This is a genomic window from Nitrospira sp., from assembly GCA_024760525.1.
GTDB lineage: Bacteria > Nitrospirota > Nitrospiria > Nitrospirales > Nitrospiraceae > Nitrospira_D.
Map to the genome: position 1 here is coordinate 2,572,004 of CP060499.1, position 22,562 is coordinate 2,594,565.

The following is a 22,562-nucleotide window of genomic DNA, read 5'->3' on the forward strand; positions in this document are numbered from 1 at the left end:
GCGACAATCGTGGATGATAGCCAGTGGTATTCGCGCGAAACTGAAGGGCGAGAGGGGCTCGCCTCTACCGGCGGTCACGATCAACTGACTGCTTGCAAGTGCGCTTTAAGTCGAATGATCGCCTTCGTATGAATTTGACACACTCTCGACTCGGTCACCTTCATGAGCTCCCCGATCTCTTTCATCGTGAGCTCTTCATAGTAGTACAACGTGAGGACAAGACGTTCTTTTTCCGGCAAGGCTTGGATGGCCCCGGTGATCAATTCACGTTCGCGCTCGTTGACCAACGACGACAAAGGATCAGGCGTATGCGTGTCGGCCAACATCTTCACCACTTTATGCCCGTCCGGTTCTTGAAGACTCAAATCGTCCACGCTGATCATCACCGCGCCTCTGGCCCGCACAATGAACTCGTCCAGCTCTTCCAAGGACATCTTCAGCTCCGTCGCCACTTCGTCGTCATGCGGCGGCCGACCGAATCGGCTCATGAGCGTGACATGCGCCTTTTGGAGCAGACCGATTCGTTCGTGGACCGATCGAGGAACCCAATCCATCGAACGGATCTCATCGAGCATGGCCCCACGAATGCGGAACTCCGCGTAGGTCTTGAACTTCGCTTCCCGGGTGGGATCATACTTGTCCATGGCATCCATGAGCCCGATGGTGCCGACCGAGATCAAGTCCTCCGCATCCAAGTAGGCTGGAAGGCGGAAGGCCAGCCGATGCGCCATCGCGCGAATCACGTGGGCAAACTCCTTGATGAGTTCCTCACGTCTCGTTCCCTGCGAAAAGGATTTCCGCTCGTGTGACAATGCTGTTTTGCTCATGATTGTTCCACGTATGACCTGTTCTCAGTTGCCGGCGTGTATGGCTGATCGTTGCCAGATGAGCTGTACGGAACTTTTCGGAAGACCGGGCTTCGGCCATTGGACTATCTGTTGAGCGATCTTCCTGAAGGCTTGGGAAGACGGTGCATCAGGAAACGCTTCGAAGACCGCTTTCTGCTGCATGACCGCCATATGCACATAATCGTCATAGGGAATAGACCCGACGAATTCGATGGCCACATGAAGAAAACGGTCCACCGCCACGTCGAGCTTGCCGAACACCTCGGAGGCTTCACGAGGACTCTTGGCCTGATTGACCAAAACTTTAAAGCGACGCTCTCGATATTGACGTGCCAACACTTTGATCAGCGCATAGGCATCCGTGAGCGACGTCGGCTCCGGCGATACGATGACCATCGTCTCATCCGCCGAGGATGCGAAAAACGTCACGGTCGGGGAGATGCCTGCCCCGGTGTCGATCAACAGCACGTCCATCTCACCGGCCAGCTGTGCCAGCTGCTCTTGGATCACCACCTGTTGCGATTCAGTCAGTGCCGTAAGCTGCGGGACCCCGGAACTTGCCGGCAGCACGTGAATGCCCGCCGGACCTTTGAGCACGATCTCGTCGAGCGTATGTGTGCCCGCCAGTACGTTTTCAATCGTGTACTGCGGGACGAGCCCAAGAAGGACATCGAGATTGCCTAAGCCCAGGTCGGCATCCAGAATCAGCACCCGCTTTCCTGCTTTCGTGAGTGCAATGGCCAGATTCGCCACCACATTGGTCTTCCCGACTCCTCCCTTGCCGCTGGAAACGGCAATGACCTGAGTGGACGACTCACCTGCCGGACGGGCTTCATCCGGCATGAGGACGGACTGTTTCGTTCTGGGCTGCATATCGCGACCTCCAAGCAAGTTATCCATGATGTGTTCCAGTTCCTGTCAACTCAGGAGCTGTCTCCGATGATCGAACCGATTGACCGACGGCCCCACGCGAACCCTCTGCGGTGATGAGCGCCGCCAGGCGTTCTGCGGAGGCGATCTCGATGTCTCCGGGAACTCGTCGCCCGACACTCCAATAGGAGAGCGGTACCCCGGATCGATAAGCCACTTCGAAGATAGATCCAAAAGACTCCGTCTCGTCGAGCTTCGTAAACAGCAGATTCGGCTTCGGCAGATCGTGGAGACGCTCCGTAATCCGGTGGGCCTCACGTTCCGCGATGGACGCCGGAAGGACAAGATGAGTCGTCACGGTCTCCTTTGCCAACAGATGACGCAATTCTTTGGCCAACGTCAGATCATCCGGTCCGACTCCCGGCATATCGACCAGCACGAGATCGACCTGCGCATGACGGCGGAGCCCTTCAGACAGCTGTCGGGCCGATAGCGCGCACGCGAACGGCGCTCCAATCAGCTTGGCGTACCGACGCAACTGTTCGACGGCGGCCTCCCGATGATTGTCAAAGGTAATGATGGCCACGGATTTTCGTTGCTCAAGACGGTAGTGCGCCGCCAGCTTGGCTACCGCAGAGGTCTTTCCGGTACCACTGGGCCCGATGAAGAGACCGATGGCGGAATGCCCGTCCCCGTTGATCAATGGCCCGCTGGTTCGGATTCGTTGCGAGATCTCCCGCTGGACCGCGCGCTTGGCCGACTCATTGCCGCTCACACCCTCGGCTTTCATGGTTTCGCAGACATCGTTGACGAGCGCTTCGGCAGTGGACGGATTCATCCCCTGTTCGACCAAGGAGCAGCGCAACCTCGAAAACACGGGCGACAGCGGGCGCGCGGGCGGTTGACTCTCCTCTTGCGACAAGTCTTGCAACAACCGGCTCAATTCGCCCACCACAGTGTGCAGATGCCGCAGCCGGTTCGGCTTCTCATCGTCCTGAGATGGTTTCAATGATGCGGGCCGCTTCCCGGCAATCGGTGCGCCCGCCTCACCATTCGGTTGCAGCATGGTTGCCAGCGTCTGTTGAAAGGTTTGCGCCGCCAGAGGCGAAGGGGGCGCGGCATCGGGCCGAGGCATTGGTGGAGCGGATTTGGGGGCCGGTTCCCTGACCTGAACGGATGGCTGTGCGTCCTGATCAGAGGCTGCCATGACTTCCAGCACCGGGCGATTGAACGCCCGGAGCAGTCGTCCCCCTTCGCGTACTTCTTTCGAGGACAGGATGATGGCGTCCGGCCCCAGTTCTTCCTTAATGGCCCGCATGGCGTCCTGCATGGTGAGTGCGTGAAACGTCTTTACTTTCATGGACTACCCTAAGATGGTTGCGCCAATTCCAAGTCGATCCGAACCGTATCGAGTGATTGCAAGCGAACGAAGGCATCGACTTCGTTCAGTCCCATGACGGGAACTGAATGAAGAAGGCGATCGCTGTGTCGCCGGAGATGGCGGCGCACGGCCTGCGAACAGAGAACGATCGGCTGCTGTCCCCGCGCTGCGACCCGCTCGGCGGCCTGCTTCAGGTTGCTCAAGAGCTTATGCGACAGTGCGGGATCAAGGTTCAAACTGGCGCCGGGCGGCAAGGCCGCCACTTGTTCCGCCAATGAACGATCGAGCCGGGGATCCAAGGTAATCACGAGCAAACTGCCGTCGGGCGCCTGATACTGCTTGGTGATGGTCCGGGCTAATGCTTGCCGGGCATACTCCGTGAGCACGTCGGCATCCTTGGTGCTTGTCGCCTGGTCGGAAATCGCTTCAAGGATCGACCGCAAATCTCGTATCGGAATGCCTTCCTTGAGCAGATTGCCGAGAACCCGCACGACCGTTCCAAGCGGCACCAGCGTCGGGATAAGCTCCTCCACCAGCTTGGGATGCGATTTTCCAACTTCGTCCAATAGCGCTTGCACCTCCTGCCGACCCAACAGTTCATGGCCGTGACGCTTAATCAACTCGGAGAGATGCGTGGCGATGGCGGAACTCGCATCGACTACGGTATATCCCGCAATCTGAGCTTGTTCGCGGGTATCCTCGGTGATCCAAAGCGCGGGCAACCCGAACGCCGGCTCTTTGGTCGTAATTCCTTTCACTAATCCTCGTTGGCCGGTCCCAGGGTCGATCGCCAGCAGATGGCCGGGCAATACCTCCGCCTTCGCAACCTCCACTCCTTTAAGAATGATGGCGTACTCGTTCGGGCGCAGCTGGAGATTGTCGCGGATATGGATCGGAGGCACCACGAAACCCATCGCTTCCGCAAACTGGCGCCGCAAGGCTTTGATCCGATCCAACAGCGCCGTGCCTTGCGTTCCTTCGACGAGTCCTATCAGTCCGTACCCTACCTGCACCTCCATAAGATCGAGCGGGATCACTCGGGTCACCCCTTCATCCGCCTTCGGTGCGACCGGACTCGGTACCGGAGCCTCTTGAAGCTGTTCCTGCTTGTGGAGATGGTAGGCCATCCACCCGACAGCGCTGCCCAACACGAGGAACGCCAGATGTGGAAGACCCGGTATCAATCCCAGCACGAGGAGAATGCCGGCCGCAATGCCCACCGCCTTGGAGGACGTCAGCAGCTGTCGAGTCATCTCACCGCCCAAGTCCGTGTCGGAGGCGGCGCGCGTCACCACGATACCCGCCGCGGTCGAGACAATCAGGGCCGGAATTTGCGCCACCAACCCCTCGCCGACCGTGAGAATGGTATAGGTCTGCGCCGCAAGGGCCGGACTCATGCCTTGCTGTAGAATACCGATCGCCAATCCACCCAGAATGTTGACCAGTACAATAATGACGGCCGCGATGGCATCTCCCCGGACAAACTTGCTGGCACCGTCCATGGCTCCATAGAAGTCCGCCTCTTCGGAGATCTCCCGCCGCCGGCGGCGCGCATCTGCTTCATTGATCAGACCGGCGTTCAGGTCGGCATCGATACTCATCTGTTTTCCGGGCATGGCGTCCAACGTGAAGCGAGCGGCCACCTCGGCCACACGTCCCGCGCCTTTCGTCACCACGACGAAATTGATGATGACAAGAATCGTGAACACCACCAGGCCAACCGTATAGTTGCCTCCGACCACAAAGTTCCCGAAGGCGCGGATGACTTCGCCGGCCGCTCCGGCACCCTCGTTGCCATGCAGCAGAATGAGACGCGTGGAGGCGATGTTCAGGGACAACCTGAAGAGCGTAATCATCAAGAGCACCGAGGGAAACACCGAGAACTCAATCGGTCGCCGGACTTGCAGTCCGACCAGCAGAATAATGACCGACAACGTGATGTCGAAGCTCAATAACAAGTCGAGCAGAAACCGCGGCAGCGGCATCAACATGACCATGATGATGGCCACGACTCCAACGGACATCAGAACGTCCGGATGCTTGATCAACTGGGTTCGGCCCGCTGGTTCTATTGCAGTCGCCATAATTCCCTAGCAGCTGGCGGTCTTTTTCAGCATTCTGTTCATGGCGTCATGCCCCTGGCGCGATACACAAACGCTAGAATCTCCGCCACGACGCGATACAGATCACTGGGAATCTCCCTGCCGATATCGACAAGCTTGAAGATCGTTCTCGCGACGAACTTGTTCTCGACGACCGGCACGCCGTGATGGCGCGCCAGCTCTCGGATGCGTTCCGCGATCAAACCGGCGCCTTTGGCGACGACCACCGGAGCCCCCATCGTGGCGGTATCGTATTTCAGCGCGACGGCCAAATGGGTCGGGTTGGTGATCACCACGTCCGCGGTCTTGACGGCCGCCATCATCCGTTTCTTCGTGAGTTCCCGCTGGACGGTCCGCACACGGCTCTTGATGAGCGGATCGCCTTCCGCCGCCTTGTGCTCTTCCTTGATTTCATCCTTCGACATGCGGAGGCTTCGTTCCCATTCGTAACGCTGATAGAAATAGTCGAACACGGCCAGGACGGCGATCGCTCCGGAAACGGCTAATCCGACTTTCAAGGACAGTTGTCCGGTCACCTGCAAGACGGACCCCATATCAAACTCGATCAACCCTGGAATCCGTAGAATGTCGTGGCGGGCGACCCAGAGACCGACGCCCGTGACAATGGCGATCTTGAGGAGTCCCTTGATGAGCTCCATCACGGATCGAAACGAGAACAACCGGGACAGTCCTTTCAACGGGCTGATCCGGGAGACATCCGGTTGAAGCGCGTCCGCGCGCCACAACAAGCCCGTTTGCAAGAGCGCGGTACCGCTTCCCATCACGAGAATCCCCACCACGATCGGAAGACAGAGGGCAAACACCGTCATCCCGGCGTGAATGATGATCGAAGACACCTGTTCGATCGACAGCCCTTCGTAGAACTCCTGGGGAAACGAGAGGGTGAGACCTTGACGGGTCATTTCAGTCATTTTCAGCATGCCGACCGGCAACATGGACGCCAAGAGGCCGACGCCTCCCAAGAGAACGGCCGCCGTCGACACATCGCGACTCATGGCGATCTGTCCTTTGCGGCGCGCATCCTCTTTGCGTTTCGGGGTCGCCGGTTCTGTCTTATTGCTCCGGTCTTCAGCCATAACCCAACGCTTTCATCAGCCCGTGTATCGTCAGCTGCAGCCGCTCGATCTCACGAACCAAGAGTTCAACCGTAAACGGCAAGGACAAACCCAGCACGGCCAGGCCTGCGGCGATGGTGACGGGGAAACTCAGCACAAACACGTTGATCTGAACGACCGCTCGTCCAAGGATCGCCAAAAGAATATTGATCAGGAGAATGATGACGAGCACGGGCGCCGCCAATTTCAATCCGACGACGAACATGGATTGAGACAGGCGCAGCACATCGTCTCCCGTTCCGGCCGGAAGTGACGCTCCGAAGGCCGGAATGGCGTCATAACTGGACAGGATTGTGGCGACCAGGAGCATATGTCCGTTCAGCGAGAGAAAGACGAGTGAGGCCAACAACGTGAAGTATTGGCCGATGATGGAGGTCTGATGCGCGGTGGCGGGATCGAACAGTTGCACCACGCCGAATCCCATCTGGACGCCGATCAACTCTCCGGCCACTTCAAGCGCGCTGAAGAACAATCGGACGGCCAGTCCGATCGTCAGCCCGATCACCATTTCGCTCACGAGTCCGGCGGTCATGGCCAGTGGATCGTAGGGTAGAATCGGGAGCCGCACCATTGGGGCCAACAGCACCCCCAACGCCAGAACAAGGATCACTTTGACTTTCATTGGAACCGCTCGGCCGCTCAAGACCGGTAAGGCAGCCACAAGCCCACCGATGCGGGAAATCAGGACCAAGAAGGCTTGGAACTCCGGAAGAAGAATCTGGAAAGTCTGTGTCAGCGCCATCGTTACGTACTAATGCACGTAGTTGGGAATATTGATGAGCAGATTCGCCGTGAATGTCGTCATGACGTTCAACATCCACGGCAGAAACAGCAACAGCGCACCGAAGAGAGCCAGTATTTTGGGGACGAACGTGAGCGTGGCCTCATTCAGCTGGGTCATCGCCTGGAGAACGCTGATCGCCAAGCCGACGAACAGACTGAGCCCCAGAATCGGCGACGACACCAGCAGTGTCGTCTCCAACGCTTGTCTGCCCAGTTCGGTCACCAACTCCGGCGTCATGTCATTTCTCCCCGTTGCGCGTATTACGTATCGCGCGACGCGTCACTGGTTACGCCGTGCGAGATACCCTTCACGAGACACGCACGACACGTGACCTTTCACTGAAAGCTACGCACCATCGAACCCACCACCAGATACCAGCCGTCAGCCAGCACGAATAAGATCAGTTTGAACGGGAGGGAAATCACGACAGGAGGAAGGAGCATCATACCCATCGACATCAGAATACTGGCGACCACCATGTCGACGATCAGAAAGGGGATGTAGATTAAGAACCCGATTTGAAACGCAATCCGCAGCTCGCTCAGAATGAACGCCGGGATAATCGCATGGGTGGGAACATCATCCACCCGCTCAGGCTTCGGGATGTGACTCAACGTGATGAACAGTTCAAGATCCTTGTCCCTCACCTGGTGAAGCATGAATGTTCGCACCGGCTCGATACCCCTTTTCCACGCATCCTCATACGAAATCTGTTCGGCGATCAACGGTTGCATGGCATTGCTGTAGACGGCCTGACCCACGGGCGCCATGATAAACATCGTCAAGAACAGCGCCAAAGACAGCAACACTTGGTTCGGCGGCACTGTGGGCGTTCCGAGCGCTTGCCGGAGAAACGACAAGACGATGACGATTCTTGTGAAGGACGTGACCATGATGAAGAGGGCCGGCGCCAGGGACAGGACCGTCAGAAGAATCAAGATCTGGATGACCACCGAAGTTTGTTGGGGGCCGTTCGCTCCGAAATCAATGCTGACCGAAGGACCGCTCGCTGCCGAGCCCGACGAGGGTATCAGGAGGATCGCCATTGCCCCCACCACGATCGCCCACATCATGATTCGGCCGGCGTCGTGACGGTTAGCCATGGATTCCTTTGTCATGATTAAACGAGCTCAGCGGCAGACGTCGAAGCCATGAGGCCAAGACCGACTGCGGCGCCGGGCTTTCGGTGGAAGGAGTCTGGATGGGTGCAGCGAGCAATTCACGCAATTGAGCGGAATCGCTGACGCGCCCCAATGGGACCAGGTCGGTTGCCGTCGTCCCGATGATCAGATATTCACCCGCGACCGACACGAGGCTGACCGTCTTGCGCGGAGCGACATAGCCGCTGGCGAGTACCTGGACAAGCGGTCGGCCGCCGGTGATTCCCAATCGATGCCCCATCAGTCGCCGGACCGCCAACGCCGCGACCCCCATGAGAGCCAACACCACAGCCAGAGCCGAGACGGTGCGGAACAAGCTTTCCCACAGATCAATCACGATCGCTTCCTCTGACCGTTCAACGAAGTTGCTGCACGCGTTCCGCCGCGCTGACTACATCCGTCAATCGAATGCCGAACTTTTCATTCACGACCACCACTTCGCCGCGAGCGACCAGTTTGTTGTTCACCATCACTTCCATCGGTTCGCCCGCCAATTTGTCCAGTTCGATCACCGACCCTTGCGCCAGCTGCAACAGATCGCGAATCGCCATCTTGGTCGATCCGACGTAAACCGAGACGCTCATCGGAATGTCCAGGATGAAATCGATGTTCTTCGGAGTGCCTCCGGCTTCCGTGCTTTGGACTGACGGAAACGAAGCGGGTTGCGGAGTAGGATTCCCGGTCGTCTGAGGGTCGGTGCGAGTCGCGGATTCTGATTCAGCCATAGTTGCTCTCTTCGTGCTGTTCTGACTAGCTCGATACTTTGGTGACGCGGCAAGCGTGATTGCCTTTGAAGATCCCCGGACTGCCCTGAAATTTGTGATGTCCCTCGACATAACAGTCGAGGAGGTCACCCGGACGCTGGTCAAGCAAGATGACGTCTCCGGGGGTAAAATTCATGACATCTTTCACCGTCACGGTCGCCGTTCCCAACCGCACCGCAATAGGGAGGGGACAGTCCTGCAGCCGGTCACGAAATCGCTGATTCCACTCTCCGTTCTGATCGACATGATCCGAGACGAGGCCGGAATAGAGCTTCTCTTTGATCGGCTCAAGCATGCTGTAGGGATACACGATGTACAGCTCGCGGGCGGTTTCTCCCAGAATGACTTGGAGGGTCACGACCACCACGATTTCCGAGGCGGTGACCACCATCGCGAACTGCGGGTTGCTTTCGGAGCGGAGGTACTCCACCTTGACCGGCACGACCGCCTGCCAAGCCTTTTCGAGGTCGACGAGAGCTTGCAGCAACAATCGTTTAATGATACGCAGCTGGACGGACGTAAAATCCCGTCCCTCAGGCTTCACATGAGTCTGTCCCTTTCCGCCGAAGAAATAATCCACGACGAGATACACCAGAAACGCATCCATCACGAAGAGCGCGTTTCCCCGCAACGGATGCATATGAAACACGTTCAGCGACGACGGCATCGGAACTTTTTTCAAGAACTCGCCGAACTTGACGACTTGCGTTCCGACCACGGCGAAATCGACGGCCTCTCGAAACATGCTGGTCCAAATGATCGATTGGCGGCGGATGAACCGGTCGTTGACCATCTCCATGGTCGGCATCCGCCCGCGGATGATCCGCTCCTGATTGAACAGATCGTATCGCGTCACACCTTTTGCATCTTGTGTATTGTCCTTAGGAGCGGTCTCGACCTCTCCAGAAACGACTCCCTTGAGGAGCGCATCGATTTCGTCCTGTGACAGGATCTTTTCCATAACACCAGTCTATTGAACGACGAATTCAGTGAAATAGGCGGAGCGGACGCCGGGCTTTCTCAGGACCGCGCTGATGCGTTGGGTAATTTCATCACGCAGTTGTAGCTTCCCTTGAGTCGTTCTCACCGCATTGACATCCTTGCTGCTCAGCAGGACGAGCACCGCGTCCCGTATTTGGGGAACACGCGCCGACAGCTCGCTGGAGACGGCTTCGCTCTCCACCTCGAGCTTGATGGTGATCTTCAGGTAACGAACGTCCGGTGTATCCGCGAGGTTGACGATGAAGGGTTCCAAGTCGAACATGGCTCCCGGCACCGCAGCCTGGCCTTGCTTTCCGCTGACCTCGCTCGTCGGTTCCGGCTTGGCCTCCGCTTCAGCTTTATGCTCTTCCGCGCTTTCCGAACCCTTATTCGATCCTCCCAGGAATTTGATGACCACAAATGCCCCACCCACGCCGAACAGTAAGGCAACGACCGACACAATAATCAGAAGTTTGACCGGGAACGCCGAAGCGGGGGGCGCTACCGGAGCTTTTTCGTCTGCCGCTGCTGCATCTGCCATGGCTCCTCCTCGAGTGACTCGTTGGCCAGGCTGGGAGACTGCAATGCATATGCCACCACAGGCTGGTCCCAGCGGCTATCGACCATCGCGAATCAACACACTTTTCGCATAATTCACTGGGGCGCCTGCTGCGTGGTGGTCGGAGGATGGGCTCGCTGTCAGCCAACCACTTGACAGCGTCAATAAGCTGACGGAAATGGCGACGGATACCGGACGCGGAGAAGAGAGGGGGGAGTTGGGCCGAGAGTATGACTTCACTCCCCGCCCAACCCCAAGGCAATGGGTCTACCGTTTCAGATTGACCAACTCCTGAAGGATTTCGTCGGATGTGGTGATCACCCGAGAGTTCGCCTGGAAACCGCGCTGCGCGGCGATCATATCGATAAAGCTTTCGCCGAGATCGACATTCGACAACTCCAGTGAGTTGGACAGGACCCGCCCAAGGCCTGCGCTGTCCGGCGTGCCCGTGACCGGCTGGCCGGAGTTACCGGATTGTGCAAAAGTGTTCTTCCCGGTCCGCGTGAGTCCAATGGGATCCGGGAAACGCGCCAGCACGACCTGCGCCAGTGCCCGCAGTTGCCCGTTGGAGAAGCGGCCATTGATGATCCCGTTCGCATCCACCGAAAAGGCTTGGAGCGAGCCGGCGGCAAAACCATCCTGTGTCTGCTGCACGAGCGCCGACGTCGACCCGAATTGCGTGGTCCCGTCGAGGCCGCTCCCGCCGTCGGTCGTCACGCTGGAGCCGAAATTCAGCGCGATCAACTGGTCCGGCGTGGCCCCGACAAAGTCGATCTGTAGCTCTCCCGGAACCGTGCCCGACGTACCGGTCGCCGTGCCGTCGTCGTAGCGAATCACCGTACTTTCTCGATCCAGCGTCCCGTCTGTCCCGAACGTCAAGGTACCGGATCCGATTCGAACAATACCCAGACTGGCGTCGATGTTGCTGGGATCATAGTTCGCCGTGACAACATCGTTGACACCCGTCACAGTATTGTAGTTCCAACTGTTGGCGCCGATCTTCGTGAAGTAGGTCGTCAGCAGATGGCTGTTGCCGAGCGAATCGAAGACCGTCATCGACGTGGAAAAGTTCGAGGTGGACGGCGGGTCCGATAGCTGGAAATCCGTGCCGGTCGTCGAAGTGGGTGCCAGCATATTGAGGTTGGCCGCCAGCGTATCGCCGCCGTTTGCCGCGACTACCACCGTTCCGGTTCCGGTGGTGGAATTATTCGTCGTGCCGGTCATGCCCGAGGCGAACGTGAAGATATTCGCCGCGTTGACCGACGCCGTGAACCCCGCGTAGGCGCCAGCCTTAAAGGGATCGGCGGGGACCAGCGCGCGCACGGCATTTTGAATCGCAGTGGCCAGCGCCGAACCGGTCAACCCGTTCGCCACCGTAATCGTCTGAGCGCCGTCACCGTTCAGGTCGATCGTAAAAGAATTGTTACCACCGGCGGTCGTGGTCGTCGACGCCGCTGAAGCCACGATATTGCCGAACACACCGCTCGGCGAGGTCGATGAGTTCAAGTTGGCTGCAACCAAAGCCGTGGTCGTGGCTCGCGGCGATGCAGTGGTCGACGGTAGGGCGATATCGCCGATCGTCCCGGTAATGGTGCCCGTGGTATCGGCGAGGAATCCCTGCAGCTTGAATCCCGTAGGATCCACAACATTGTTGTTCTTATCGAGGCGGAACAGACCGGCACGAGAATAAAAGGTGCCGCCCTGCGCATCTTCAACGATGAAAAACCCGTTGCCGTCGATCGCAAGATCTAAGACGTTCGATGACGTCGCCAGCGATCCTTGAGAGAAGTTCCCCTGAACAGATGTGAGTGCCACGCCGATGCCGGTCTGAATCGCGCCGGCCCCGCCTGAAATCGACGAACTGATCAAATCGGCGAACGTCGCTTTGCTCCCTTTGAAACCGACCGTACTGAGGTTGGCGATGTTGTTGCCGATGACGGAGAGCGCTGTGCCGTTCGCATTGAGCCCGCTGACTCCGGCAAACAATGACGACAGAATTCCCATGGGTGCATGCCTCCTTCTTCAGCCTGTTCGGACAGTTTCCTGCTACTGCACTTCCACAATCTCCGACGGATCCACAGCTATCGGGCCGATAGCCAGCTTCGGTTGCCCATCTTCCATACGCACGCCTGTCACGGTGAGTTGCGCACGGCCTTTTGCGGCCACCGCTGCGCCCTGATTGTCGACGGCAGAGATGGCGTACTCATAGATGCCGGCCGGCAAGGCGACGCCCTTGCTGTCTTTCCCGTCCCACTGTGCTTGGTTGAGCCCGGCCTGGCGGCCGGTGTATTCCAACACTCGCACAGCCTGCCGATTCTGATCGAGAATCGTAATCTGCACACGGGCCGCACCCTTTTCGAGCGCATACGTCAGCGAGGCCGAACCGTTCTCCACGTGCGTCAGCGGACGATCGACGCTGACTTGTCGGCCGACCATGGGCAGCAGCGTGAACTGCAGCGAAGCGGTCTGCGCGTCGAGGCTCTTCTGCATCAGCTGTGCTTGCTTCGCGCTCTGCTCCAACTGGCTGAATTGCGCGAGCTGTGAGACGAATTCGGTATTGTTGGTTGGGTTCAGAGGGTCCTGGCTCTTCAATTGCGTGATCAGGAGCTTGAGAAAATCGTCCTGCCCTAACTGTCGAGGTCCTGTTTTTTCGGATGCCGATGGAGTTGCCGTCGAAGTGATTTGTGATACATCAACCATTGCCGTATCCCCTTTCCAGTCTACGCGACCAAATTCAAGAGGCCGTGCAGCGATCCGCGCGATTCATCCCGCCCGTCACGGCCATGCTCATGCTCCATTCCATGTGAACCTTGATTCCACGCATGGCCTTGTTCCTGAAACTGACCCTGCTGAAAGGAACGACCGGCGCCTTGGCGATCGATATCGACACGGAACTGTCCCATTTCCAATCCGTTCGTCTGCAAAACGGCCTGAAAACGGTCCTGCCCGTTCATAAGGTATTGGCCCACCTCCGGTCTGTCGGCTGACATGTGCGTATGGACCACATCATTCATCATCGCGACACGAACATTCACATGACCCAGATCAGGTTGAGTCAAGTCGAGCACCACCGATCGCGTCATCAAGCGCATGGAGTGTTCCGCCGGGTAAGAGGTCGGCATAGCCGGCGGCGGTTGGCTCACGAAGGAGGCATTGGAAGGCGGCGACGTTGGACCGGAGCCCGAATGGGCCTGAACTCCGGCCGCCATCGGCCCGGCAGACTGTCCGTTCGCAAGCTGAAGATCGACCACAGCCGCCTGCGGCAGTTTGGCGACCACGTGATCAGGTTGTGGACCATGGTGATCCGCCCACAACTCGTTGAACTGCTCTCCTGCCTCATCGCCAGGCTGCTGCCCATGTGGGAAGGCCCACCGCACCCTCGCTCCGATGTCTTCTGAATTCCCAAGGGCTCGCCCATAGTAGGCGATCTGTGTGGAAGCGGAATGGTCTTGTGGAACCTCTTCGAGCAGAACCGAATCCGGCTTGGGGGTTTCCGGTTTACCGTTTGATGACACCGCACCAAGGTAGGCGTGAAACGCCCGCCGAACCACCGAGTCTTGTTGTGGAAGGGCCGCGTTAGGCTGCGGCTCCACAGACACCGGCTGATTTTTTCCGCTATCCGTCACGGCTGCGCCGCTGTCATTCACAACGACATACGGAGTCTGCCTTACGACTTGGTCGGCTTGTGAAGCATTCTTCGCTTGAGTCGCCGAAGCATCCAATTTCTGTTTCGACGGATCGTGCGGAGGAGTGCTAACCGTATTGGGAGAAGGATGGTCTTCAGAGGGGTGGGACTCCGTCACCGGAGCATTCACCGTCGCCGGCGAGATCAGCGGAGGCTTTGGGAGATCGCCGGAAGCCTCAGTGCCATTCTGAGACGGGTGAATCTCTTCGCCGACCGCAACCTTGTCCTCCAGGTGAATCTCTCCCTCCGTGTGAACCTCGGTCTCATCGATCGCTTCAGGTGTCGGCTGAAAAGGAATGACCGTGAGTAGAGGCGAAGATTCTTGCCCCTGAGCATCGGAACCTGCATGGCTCTCCTGTCCGGAAGATTCCACGTCTGTCTTTGAAACATCAGTGTTGCTCTCAGTGTTACTCGATCGGCCGTCGTCCGTTGCCTGAGCGGGTGATGCATCAGCCCGCTCCGTTCGAGTCGAGGAACCACTCAGACCTCTCGTCTCCTTCGTCGGGGACCCCTCATTGGACTTCGTCGCCGATCGACTGTCATCCGCTTCGCGGGCGTCTGCCCTCTCCCCTTCTCCACGAGCTCTCTGAAGAACCGTGGAAAAACTCTTTCGAACGCTGCTGGAGTTTGGAGAAGTCGTTGCCCGGACCGGCTTGGAACTCCCATCCACAGAGGGACCGGACGGAGCGGAGGACATATTAGGAGCGATGAAATCCATAGTAGGTCGGTCTCGTATGATCCGTGCCGAAAGAATACAAGCCCCATGCCATCTGAAGCGGCCTTGTAAGAGCTCAAATTATGTGAGATTTCTGATGAGGATCTCGACAACGGTATGGCGAGAGAGGAAAACTTTACTGGGCACTAGGCAAAAGTGACCGGCAAAACGATAACCATCGCTCTTTGCCCTATTACAACGGAGATTCAAACTGCAGCGGGAGTTTCTTTGAGCGGTCCTCGGGCAGCTTGAACCTGAAATGCCAATCACGCTGCCCGGTCTCCGGTGAGGAGCGAAACCAACCCTCTGCGGTAAGATGTTGATCCGATTTCGACTTGCCCTCGGGATAGAACTTGAAGCGCAAATGCTTGTCTTTCCCGTCGTGTGACGAATCCGGGCTCAGCCGGCCGGTGATCTCCACGTGGTCTTCCAGCGTATCGAGCGCCTGATTGAGGAGCGAACGAAGCAGAGTCGTGCTGAGCGTCTCCTCGAAGGGTTGATCGGGGTTGAACGGTTCCGTTTCGGCAGCCCACAGAGGAGCGGCGGTACATATCAAGACCAGCGCGACGGCCACAGTTCGCAACATGCGATCACTCTATCGTCCCCTCGCCGCCCGGTCAATATCGGGCCTCGTTTGAGACAGTGCGTGATGGAGCCCTTACGGCGTTTGGGCCAGCAGCTGTTCGGTGAGTTTGGCGGCCCGGTCCGCTTTGACCTGAGCCAGGATCGCTCCGGCGGTTTTGGATTTGACCATCCGAAGGATCTCGATCGCCTTGCGGTCCGGCATACGTTCCAGGCGCGCGGCGGCGTCCTCCGACGCCATGGCTTCGTAGATTTTGGCGAGTTGCATTCGCTGATCCTGTCCCGCACGGTCCTTCTCCGCGCGGATTTTCGCGAGTTGAGCCGGTGAACGGTCGTCTTTGCCCTGCGCGCTTTGAATCCGCTTTTCCAAGGCTTCGTTCTGGTCCAAAAGCTGCTCGACCTGACTCCTCACGATCATGAGCCGTTCTTCATTTTCCCGGATCGCGTCCTCACGCCGGTCCAAATCGCGCTTCCGCTGTTCCAGCATCTCGATCACTTCCCGGGGCAGATTGATTGCCGGCCCCTGGGTCACGGGGGGTGCCAACAGCTTGGCATCGTCGCGGGATTCGCCTTCGGTGCTTTCCCCCTCTTGCATAGGCTGTGGCTGACTTTGTTTCACTGAAGTTTGCGGCAGAGGCGGCGTCTTCGGTTTAGGCCCGGATGAGGCTTGTCCCAATTGCACCATCACCCACAGGAGGATGGTCGAGCCGATGATCCCGCCGACCATCGTCCACAGCGAAGACCGCCGGTTCCTCCTCGGCAGATTCACAGCAAGATGTCCAATGCCGCCGAGACGAAAGGGATTGACCCTGACCCGCGAAGATCGTACCTTCATGACCTACTCTCACTTCCGCTGGAATACCGGCGGCTCGCGGCATCATCCGTGACCCGCTGCTCTTGACGCCCCATGTCCGCCCGTTTCGCTTCCTGGCGTTTTTCCGCCACCAGCTCAAGCAGCTTGCACTCCTGACTGGCTTCGACAAGGAGAGACTTGGTATGCTGCCATGCCGAAGCGGCCTGGTTGATTTCGCGACGCGCGTGGCGCAGTGCGGTTTGTTGGGAATCCATGCGCGCTTGCCATTCCAACAAGGCTTCGATCGTCAGCCCTTGCTTCGTGTGTCGTTCATAGTCCGCGGAATCCGTTTGTATCTGAGTTTCAATATCGCGATGGCGCTCCTCGCTGCGGGCGAGAGTTTGAGTGATCTGCGCCAATTCCATCATCAAGGCCTCTACGGTCTGGGCGCGCAACTTCTGCAACGAATCGAGACTCATGCCGTCTTCTGGGCCAGCGCCTCAAGCTGCTGCACCGATGCGGCAAAACTCGAGGACTCCTCAATGTCCTGCCTCAAATACGAGTTGATCGCCTCCTGCGCCTGAACGGCGCGGTCGAGTCCGGCATTCATCCCCGACTTGTAGGCTCCCAACAGCACCAAATCCTCGGATTGGCGATACCGGGCCACTAATTCGAGCAGACGCCTGGCGGCATCGTACTGCGGTCGCCCGACGATATCCCGCATCACCCGGCTGGCGCTCTGGAGAAGATCGATCGCGGGAAAATGATTGCGCGCAGCCAACGCGCGCGATAAGACGATATGGCCGTCCAAGATCGAACGGACCGAATCCGCGATCGGATCACTGAGGTCATCCCCATCTACCAGCACGGTATACAATCCGGTAATGGTTCCCGGTCCCGGTCCGGTTCCGACGCGTTCCAAGAGCTTGGGCAACAGCGCGAACACAGACGGCGTATAGCCTTTGGTCGTCGGAGGTTCGCCGATCGCCAGCCCGACTTCACGCTGGCCGTAGGCCAATCTGGTCAGCGAATCCATCAACAGCAAGACCTGTTTCCCGGCGTCACGGAAATACTCCGCAATGGTTGTGGCCACCAATGCCGCGCGTATCCGCACGAGAGGGGCTTGGTCGGAAGTCGCGACAACTACGACGGAGCGTCCGAGCGCCTCCGTCCCGAGATCGCGCTCCAAGAACTCGTTGACCTCCCGGCCTCGTTCTCCGATGAGGGCGATGACGTTGACATCCGCTTTGGTATAGCGACTGATCATCCCCAGCAGCACGCTCTTTCCGACCCCGGAACCGGAAAAAATGCCCATTTTCTGCCCGCGTCCGCACGTCAGAAACCCGTTGATCGCGCGAACGCCGAGATCAAGCGGAGTGCGGATGCGGGCTCGTTGGAGCGGGTTGGGCGCTCCGGCATGAAGCGGATACCGTTCTTCGGTCCTCAGCGGCCCTTTGCCGTCCATCGGATTTCCGCAGCCATCGAGCACTCTTCCCAACAAGCCCGGCCCGACGGCAAGATCGGCCACGTGGCCCGTCATCGTAATCCGGCTGCCCGGCCCGATGCCCTGCATGTCCCCCAGCGGCATCAGCAAGACACGATTCCCACGGAATCCCACCACCTCCGCCGCAATCGGCCCCCCACAGGCCTCTCTCGTAATCCGGCACAGTTCTCCGACGGTGGTCATCGGCCCGTACCCTTCCACGACAATCCCGACAGCTTGCGCAACTCTTCCGGAGATTTCGATCGGTTCGACGTGCTCGATGAGTTGACTAAGACTCATGTTGAGGCCTGCTCTTCAAGGCATCGCCCAAACGGAACAGCTGGGTATCGAGAGAGGCATCGACCTGTCGCGTCGCGGTATGCAGCAGGCAGCTTCCCCGTGGAAGGGACGGCACCGGTTCGATGTGGATCGTCAACACAATATCCTGCTGCCCCGTGAGATCCGCCCGAACAGCCTCGAGTACCGCAGCATCCGCCGGATGCGCTTGGATCACCACGCCACCGGACTCTCGAATGGCGCCTAACGCAGTCTTGACCTGCACTACGATCTGGTCCCGGCACGACTCGGCCGACTCGTGAAGAATCTTGGACACAATCTGAAGCGCGAGCGCGATGACTTCGTCATCGACCGTCTGTCGGAGCTGTGACCGGGCGGCATCGAACTTCCTGACGGCGTCGGTCAGCACGGTGATATCGTGCCGGCGCTGCTCCTCCGTCTGCCGCCGGCCGTCCACCAGACCTCGCTCATATTCCGTCGGATCGCTCTCCCTTCGGACGGCCCCGTCGTCTCCGAAGGTCTGGAATGGCGCGCTCTGCAGACGTATCGCGCCGGATCGTACGGCCGCATGCTTCAAGACGGTATTTTCGTTGCGCAGCCGATGGAGTTCCAATAAGCGGCGCACGGTGGCCAGGACGACTTCGTTTTGAAAAGGCTTCATCAAAAAATCGGTGGCGCCGGCCTTCATCGCGCGGACGGCGAGTTCCACCGTCGCGGCTCCCGTCATCGCCACGCCGATAATCCGATTATCAGTCCGCTGTGCTTCTTCGAGCACCGCAATCCCGTCCTGATCCGGCAGTAGGACATCGACGATCAGCAGCGCAGGCGCCATCTGCTTCACCATCGACAGCGCCTCCTGCCCCGACCCGGAGACTCGAATGGGCACTCGCTCCGGCTTGAACAGTTCGAGGAACAAATTGCGAACCCCCTCGTCATCGTCAACGACTAAGATGGTGCTCTGAAGTCGCGAAACTCCTCGCTCGCACGCGGTCATCCCCGGAATGGTCATGCCCGTCACTACAACATCTCCTCTCCCGGTCCGGCGATGACGATGCGGCTTTCTTCCTCCAACTTCCTGCATACTTTCAGGATATTCTGTTGCGCCTTCTCGATATCGGACACCTTGACCGGTCCCTTGGACTCCATATCCTCCTTCAACATTTCCGCAGCTCGGCTGGACATGTTCTTGAAGAATTTCTCCTTGACCTCCGGATTGGCGCCCCTGAGGGCCAACGGAAGGTCTTCCTTGCTGATCTCCTTCATCAATTCCTGCATGCCGCGATCGTCGACTTTGATCAGGTCGTCGAACACGAACATGAGCGCCCGGATGGCATCGGCCAGCGGCTGGCTCTTCTCGGCGATCCTGACCATAATGCCGCCTTCGTTGGCCTTGTCCATTCTTGTCAGAATGTCGGCCATCACTTCAGGGCCTCCGATGCTCTGCGATCCCATTCCTTTACTGGTCAACAACGCCTCTTGCATACTTTGGCTGAGTTCCTCCAAGACCTCCGGCTGCACTTCCTCCATGGTCGCGAGCCGAAGCGCCACATCCCCGCGCATCGATTCCGGAAGCCCGGCCAGCACCTGCCCGGCTTGTTCACTCTCAAGGTGGGCGAGCACCACCGCCACCGTCTGGGCATGCTCGATCCTCAGCATTTGAACCAGGCTCCTCACATCGACCCATTTCAGCGCTTCCAGGCCGGGATAGGTTTTTCGGGCCATCGATTCGATGATCCGCGCCGCCTTTTCCGGACCCAACGCCTTATTGAGCACGGTCCTGATAAACTCTTTTCCATGGAACTGGACTTGTCCCGTCGCGCTCTGGGCGCGAAAGTCCGAGATGACCGCGTCTTCCTCGTCTCGCGAGATTTGCGCCGTGCCGTCCATGAAGCTTCCCAGCTTTTTGATTTCTTTGGGGTCGAGTTGCTTCAAGACCTGGGCAGCCGCCTCTTCCCCGATGGCGCGAAGAAGGATCGCTGCTTTCTGCTCACCCGTCAGGTTCTTCGTCATCACAACGTACTAAGTTGGATTCTTGAGCCACTGTTTGACGACAACCGCCGTCGTGTCGGGATTCTTCCTGGCCATGTCGATGATCTGAGCTCGATCCGGTGCGTGCGGCAAAGAAGCTTCCCCCATCCCCACAGCGCCGGGTAATGCAGAGGCGACCGCCTCGGCCGGCATCTGCTCCGCCGTCGAACCCAACATGGCCAGCAACGGACGGACGACGAAGAGGAGAATCACCGTAAACAGCAGAATGCCGACCCCGTAGCGGAGATACGGCAGCCACGGCCTCGGGCCTTCCGCCATGGCCTCTGCCGTCGCACCCTGTGCTTCCTCCGGCTCCGTGCCGAATTGGACATTGACGACTTCCACTTGATCTTGCCGATCGGCCGAAAAGCCCATCGCTTTCTTGACGATGTCCTCAATCCGTTTTAGATCTTCCTCCGAACGCGGAGTGTATTTTCGTGCGAGGACCGGCGCGTCCGCCGATTGCCCCTCGCCGGCTTTTGCGGTTTCATAGATGCCGTCGACCAGCACCGCGACCGATAATTGCTTGATGACCCCCACCGGCTCCACGATTTTTGAGACTGTTCGGCTGATCTCATAGTTCACCGTCTCGTTTTTCGTCTGGCTGCTGCTCGAACTGGTCTGAGGCGGTTCCAGATCCGTTCCCGGCGGTACATTCGACTGCACACCGGGAACCCCGCCGCCGACCCCGTTGGAGCCATTGGCCTTTTCCTGCCCGCGCTGCTCGCTCCTCACCACCTGGCTGTTCGGATCATAGCGTTCTTCCGTCGTCTCAACCTTGCGGAAATCGACCAGGCTGGACACACGGACCACCGCCTTGTTGGGCCCGACGATTCGCTCCAACATCGTTTGAATGCGGGTTTCCACATCTTTTTCGATGCTGCGTTGATATTCGAGCTGCGAGTTGGTCAACCCCGACGTTTCGTCAGTCGCCGTGGACGACAACATGCGGCCGTGTCCGTCCACCACCGTGACATCGCGGGCCTGCAGCCCTTCGATGCTGCTGGAGACCAGATGGATCACCCCTTGCACCTGCGACTGAGTCAGCTGTTGTCCGCTGCGGAGCGAAAGAATGACCGACGCGCGCGCTTTTTCCTGTTCGCTGGCGAAGAGACGCCGCTCCGGAATGGCCAGATGCACCCGGGCCCGTTCGACTTCCGGCAGCTGCGCGATGGTTCTCGCCAACTCGCCCTGTAGGGCGCGACGATAGTTCAGCTTCTGGACGAATTCGGACATGCCGATCGATGTTCGATCGAAAATCTCAAACCCGACCCCGCCTCCGTGGGGAAGCCCTTGGGTCGCCAGTTGGAGCCTCAGATCATGAACCTGAGCGGTCGGAACGAGCACTGTCGATCCGCCGCCGGTCATTTCGTACGGCACCTTCGTCTCTTTGAGCTTGTCGACGATGGCGGCTGCGTCTTCAGTGCTGAGGTTGGTGAACAGCACCTGCATGTCCGGTTGCTGCGTCCATAGGGTCAGGGCAATGAGCCCCGCCACCGATCCGGCCAATGCAATGAGGATGATCATCCGCTGGTTGATGGAGAATTTGGAAAATATACCTCCCACGTCCCCTCACTCCTTCCGGTTGATCAGAGCTGCATCCGTTGAATCTCTTCATAGGCCGCGACCAGCTTGTTCCGGATCTGCATCATCAATTGGAACGACACGTCCGCCTCCTGCAAGGCGACCATCGTGCGATGAAGATCCTGCGATTCGCCCGTCATGAGGGCATCCACCGCCCGGTTGGATTCTATTTTCGCCTCATTGACTTTTCCGATGGCGGACTTGAGGGAGTCCACGAACCCGGAGGTACCCGAGGTTTCGGCGAGGCCGGCCGCCCCAATCTTCGCCGCATCGGCGATGGGAGCGATACCGGATGTCACCCCGTAAATTTGACTCATCATTACCTCCCGATCTCGAGCGCCTTGTTCCACATGGCGCGTGTCGCGTTGATCGCCTGGACGTTGGCTTCATAAGCGCGCGAGGCCCCGATCATATTCACCATTTCTTCCATGACGTTCACGTTGGGCAGACGGACGAACCCTTTTTTATCGGCATCCGGGTGATGCGGGTCATAGATCAGCTGCCCGGGTTTGGGATCTTCCACGACCTTTGCCACGGAAACCCCTTCGAGCGCACGCGCCGATGGTCCAAGGGCGACTTGGCGGAAGGCCCGCTGAAACGCGCTGGGGACCGCGGTCGAGCGAAAGACGACGTCGCGTCGTTTGTACGGACCACCCGTTGGAGTCTTGGTCGATTGCGCGTTCGCAAGATTGCTGGCAATGACATTGAGTCGTCGCCGTTGGGCATCCAAACCGGAAACCGATACGGCCATACTGTCGGACATTTCCATATACAACCTCCTCGCTGGTCGCTAGCTCTCGGCAAACATCT

Annotated in this window: 24 protein-coding genes; all 24 read right to left on the reverse strand. The window is 58.6% G+C overall.

Annotated elements, in window-relative coordinates; all coding sequences use genetic code 11:
• Positions 1 to 80 precede the first annotated feature (80 nt).
• The 24 genes from H8K04_12010 to flgC all read right to left on the reverse strand — a co-directional run bounded on the left by H8K04_12010 (position 81) and on the right by flgC (position 22,521).
• Positions 81 to 827: a FliA/WhiG family RNA polymerase sigma factor gene (locus tag H8K04_12010; GenBank protein ID UVT14573.1), complete on the reverse strand. Its 747-nt coding sequence runs from the start codon at positions 825 to 827 to the stop codon at positions 81 to 83.
• 24 nt (positions 828 to 851) lie between these two features.
• Positions 852 to 1,721, reverse strand: a complete 870-nt coding sequence (locus H8K04_12015; protein UVT14574.1) for a MinD/ParA family protein — start codon at positions 1,719 to 1,721, stop codon at positions 852 to 854.
• A gap of 19 nt (positions 1,722 to 1,740) precedes the next feature.
• Positions 1,741 to 3,078, reverse strand: coding sequence for a flagellar biosynthesis protein FlhF (flhF, locus tag H8K04_12020; protein ID UVT14575.1), 1,338 nt, complete (start codon positions 3,076 to 3,078; stop codon positions 1,741 to 1,743).
• Positions 3,079 to 3,086: 8 nt separating this feature from the next.
• Entirely contained in the window at positions 3,087 to 5,183 is a 2,097-nt protein-coding gene (gene flhA, locus H8K04_12025) for a flagellar biosynthesis protein FlhA (protein UVT14576.1), read from the reverse strand.
• A gap of 38 nt (positions 5,184 to 5,221) precedes the next feature.
• On the reverse strand, positions 5,222 to 6,298 hold the full coding sequence (flhB, locus tag H8K04_12030; protein UVT14577.1) for a flagellar biosynthesis protein FlhB: 1,077 nt from the start codon (positions 6,296 to 6,298) through the stop codon (positions 5,222 to 5,224).
• Entirely contained in the window at positions 6,291 to 7,079 is a 789-nt protein-coding gene (gene fliR, locus H8K04_12035; protein ID UVT14578.1) for a flagellar biosynthetic protein FliR, read from the reverse strand. Before fliR ends, flhB begins: the two co-directional genes overlap by 8 nt.
• A gap of 9 nt (positions 7,080 to 7,088) precedes the next feature.
• Complete coding sequence (gene fliQ, locus H8K04_12040; protein UVT14579.1) at positions 7,089 to 7,358, reverse strand: flagellar biosynthesis protein FliQ; 270 nt, start codon at positions 7,356 to 7,358, stop codon at positions 7,089 to 7,091.
• 98 nt (positions 7,359 to 7,456) lie between these two features.
• Positions 7,457 to 8,191 carry a flagellar type III secretion system pore protein FliP gene (gene fliP / locus H8K04_12045; protein UVT17966.1) on the reverse strand — a complete coding sequence of 245 codons (735 nt, stop codon included), beginning with the start codon at positions 8,189 to 8,191 and terminating at the stop codon, positions 7,457 to 7,459.
• A 25-nt stretch (positions 8,192 to 8,216) separates the two neighbouring features.
• Positions 8,217 to 8,618 carry a flagellar biosynthetic protein FliO gene (locus H8K04_12050; GenBank protein UVT14580.1) on the reverse strand — a complete coding sequence of 134 codons (402 nt, stop codon included), beginning with the start codon at positions 8,616 to 8,618 and terminating at the stop codon, positions 8,217 to 8,219.
• A 19-nt stretch (positions 8,619 to 8,637) separates the two neighbouring features.
• Positions 8,638 to 9,006, reverse strand: coding sequence for a flagellar motor switch protein FliN (fliN, locus tag H8K04_12055; protein ID UVT14581.1), 369 nt, complete (start codon positions 9,004 to 9,006; stop codon positions 8,638 to 8,640).
• 25 nt (positions 9,007 to 9,031) lie between these two features.
• Complete coding sequence (gene fliM / locus H8K04_12060; protein ID UVT14582.1) at positions 9,032 to 10,006, reverse strand: flagellar motor switch protein FliM; 975 nt, start codon at positions 10,004 to 10,006, stop codon at positions 9,032 to 9,034.
• A 9-nt stretch (positions 10,007 to 10,015) separates the two neighbouring features.
• Positions 10,016 to 10,567 (reverse strand): flagellar basal body-associated FliL family protein, encoded by a 552-nt coding sequence (locus H8K04_12065; protein ID UVT14583.1) that lies wholly within the window; start codon positions 10,565 to 10,567, stop codon positions 10,016 to 10,018.
• Between the two features lie 285 nt (positions 10,568 to 10,852).
• Entirely contained in the window at positions 10,853 to 12,589 is a 1,737-nt protein-coding gene (locus H8K04_12070) for a flagellar hook protein FlgE (protein ID UVT14584.1), read from the reverse strand.
• A gap of 42 nt (positions 12,590 to 12,631) precedes the next feature.
• Positions 12,632 to 13,285 carry a flagellar hook assembly protein FlgD gene (locus H8K04_12075; GenBank protein ID UVT14585.1) on the reverse strand — a complete coding sequence of 218 codons (654 nt, stop codon included), beginning with the start codon at positions 13,283 to 13,285 and terminating at the stop codon, positions 12,632 to 12,634.
• A 20-nt stretch (positions 13,286 to 13,305) separates the two neighbouring features.
• Positions 13,306 to 14,643, reverse strand: a complete 1,338-nt coding sequence (locus H8K04_12080; GenBank protein UVT14586.1) for a flagellar hook-length control protein FliK — start codon at positions 14,641 to 14,643, stop codon at positions 13,306 to 13,308.
• A gap of 535 nt (positions 14,644 to 15,178) precedes the next feature.
• The gene (locus H8K04_12085; GenBank protein UVT14587.1) at positions 15,179 to 15,571 is read right to left on the reverse strand and encodes a hypothetical protein; all 393 of its coding nucleotides are present in this window, start codon (positions 15,569 to 15,571) and stop codon (positions 15,179 to 15,181) included.
• A gap of 72 nt (positions 15,572 to 15,643) precedes the next feature.
• On the reverse strand, positions 15,644 to 16,402 hold the full coding sequence (locus H8K04_12090; protein ID UVT14588.1) for a hypothetical protein: 759 nt from the start codon (positions 16,400 to 16,402) through the stop codon (positions 15,644 to 15,646).
• Entirely contained in the window at positions 16,399 to 16,839 is a 441-nt protein-coding gene (gene fliJ / locus H8K04_12095) for a flagellar export protein FliJ (protein ID UVT14589.1), read from the reverse strand. Before fliJ ends, H8K04_12090 begins: the two co-directional genes overlap by 4 nt.
• Positions 16,836 to 18,143, reverse strand: coding sequence for a FliI/YscN family ATPase (locus H8K04_12100; protein ID UVT14590.1), 1,308 nt, complete (start codon positions 18,141 to 18,143; stop codon positions 16,836 to 16,838). Before H8K04_12100 ends, fliJ begins: the two co-directional genes overlap by 4 nt.
• Positions 18,133 to 19,158, reverse strand: coding sequence for a response regulator (locus tag H8K04_12105; GenBank protein UVT14591.1), 1,026 nt, complete (start codon positions 19,156 to 19,158; stop codon positions 18,133 to 18,135). Before H8K04_12105 ends, H8K04_12100 begins: the two co-directional genes overlap by 11 nt.
• The gene (gene fliG / locus H8K04_12110; protein ID UVT14592.1) at positions 19,158 to 20,150 is read right to left on the reverse strand and encodes a flagellar motor switch protein FliG; all 993 of its coding nucleotides are present in this window, start codon (positions 20,148 to 20,150) and stop codon (positions 19,158 to 19,160) included. The genes H8K04_12105 and fliG overlap by 1 nt, the downstream gene beginning before the upstream one ends.
• A gap of 9 nt (positions 20,151 to 20,159) precedes the next feature.
• Positions 20,160 to 21,734, reverse strand: coding sequence for a flagellar M-ring protein FliF (gene fliF, locus H8K04_12115; protein UVT14593.1), 1,575 nt, complete (start codon positions 21,732 to 21,734; stop codon positions 20,160 to 20,162).
• Between the two features lie 23 nt (positions 21,735 to 21,757).
• Positions 21,758 to 22,072, reverse strand: a complete 315-nt coding sequence (gene fliE / locus H8K04_12120; protein UVT14594.1) for a flagellar hook-basal body complex protein FliE — start codon at positions 22,070 to 22,072, stop codon at positions 21,758 to 21,760.
• Positions 22,072 to 22,521, reverse strand: coding sequence for a flagellar basal body rod protein FlgC (gene flgC, locus H8K04_12125; GenBank protein ID UVT14595.1), 450 nt, complete (start codon positions 22,519 to 22,521; stop codon positions 22,072 to 22,074). Before flgC ends, fliE begins: the two co-directional genes overlap by 1 nt.
• Positions 22,522 to 22,562: the final 41 nt, after the last annotated feature.

Bases quoted from the DNA above. Each gene is read 5' to 3' on its own strand.
- fliG (UVT14592.1), bottom strand. From the start codon at position 20,150: ATGACGAAGAACCTGACGGGTGAGCAGAAAGCAGCGATCCTTCTTCGC.
- flhB (UVT14577.1), bottom strand. From the start codon at position 6,298: ATGGCTGAAGACCGGAGCAATAAGACAGAACCGGCGACCCCGAAACGC.
- flhA (UVT14576.1), bottom strand. From the start codon at position 5,183: ATGGCGACTGCAATAGAACCAGCGGGCCGAACCCAGTTGATCAAGCAT.
- fliP (UVT17966.1), bottom strand. From the start codon at position 8,191: ATGTGGGCGATCGTGGTGGGGGCAATGGCGATCCTCCTGATACCCTCG.
- H8K04_12100 (UVT14590.1), bottom strand. From the start codon at position 18,143: ATGAGTCTTAGTCAACTCATCGAGCACGTCGAACCGATCGAAATCTCC.
- fliR (UVT14578.1), bottom strand. From the start codon at position 7,079: ATGGCGCTGACACAGACTTTCCAGATTCTTCTTCCGGAGTTCCAAGCC.
- H8K04_12085 (UVT14587.1), bottom strand. From the start codon at position 15,571: ATGTTGCGAACTGTGGCCGTCGCGCTGGTCTTGATATGTACCGCCGCT.
- fliM (UVT14582.1), bottom strand. From the start codon at position 10,006: ATGGAAAAGATCCTGTCACAGGACGAAATCGATGCGCTCCTCAAGGGA.
- H8K04_12070 (UVT14584.1), bottom strand. From the start codon at position 12,589: ATGGGAATTCTGTCGTCATTGTTTGCCGGAGTCAGCGGGCTCAATGCG.
- flhF (UVT14575.1), bottom strand. From the start codon at position 3,078: ATGAAAGTAAAGACGTTTCACGCACTCACCATGCAGGACGCCATGCGG.
- fliE (UVT14594.1), bottom strand. From the start codon at position 22,072: ATGATGAGTCAAATTTACGGGGTGACATCCGGTATCGCTCCCATCGCC.
- H8K04_12065 (UVT14583.1), bottom strand. From the start codon at position 10,567: ATGGCAGATGCAGCAGCGGCAGACGAAAAAGCTCCGGTAGCGCCCCCC.
- fliQ (UVT14579.1), bottom strand. From the start codon at position 7,358: ATGACGCCGGAGTTGGTGACCGAACTGGGCAGACAAGCGTTGGAGACG.
- H8K04_12090 (UVT14588.1), bottom strand. From the start codon at position 16,402: ATGAAGGTACGATCTTCGCGGGTCAGGGTCAATCCCTTTCGTCTCGGC.
- H8K04_12015 (UVT14574.1), bottom strand. From the start codon at position 1,721: ATGCAGCCCAGAACGAAACAGTCCGTCCTCATGCCGGATGAAGCCCGT.
- fliN (UVT14581.1), bottom strand. From the start codon at position 9,006: ATGGCTGAATCAGAATCCGCGACTCGCACCGACCCTCAGACGACCGGG.
- fliJ (UVT14589.1), bottom strand. From the start codon at position 16,839: ATGAGTCTCGATTCGTTGCAGAAGTTGCGCGCCCAGACCGTAGAGGCC.
- H8K04_12010 (UVT14573.1), bottom strand. From the start codon at position 827: ATGAGCAAAACAGCATTGTCACACGAGCGGAAATCCTTTTCGCAGGGA.
- H8K04_12075 (UVT14585.1), bottom strand. From the start codon at position 13,285: ATGGTTGATGTATCACAAATCACTTCGACGGCAACTCCATCGGCATCC.
- flgC (UVT14595.1), bottom strand. From the start codon at position 22,521: ATGGAAATGTCCGACAGTATGGCCGTATCGGTTTCCGGTTTGGATGCC.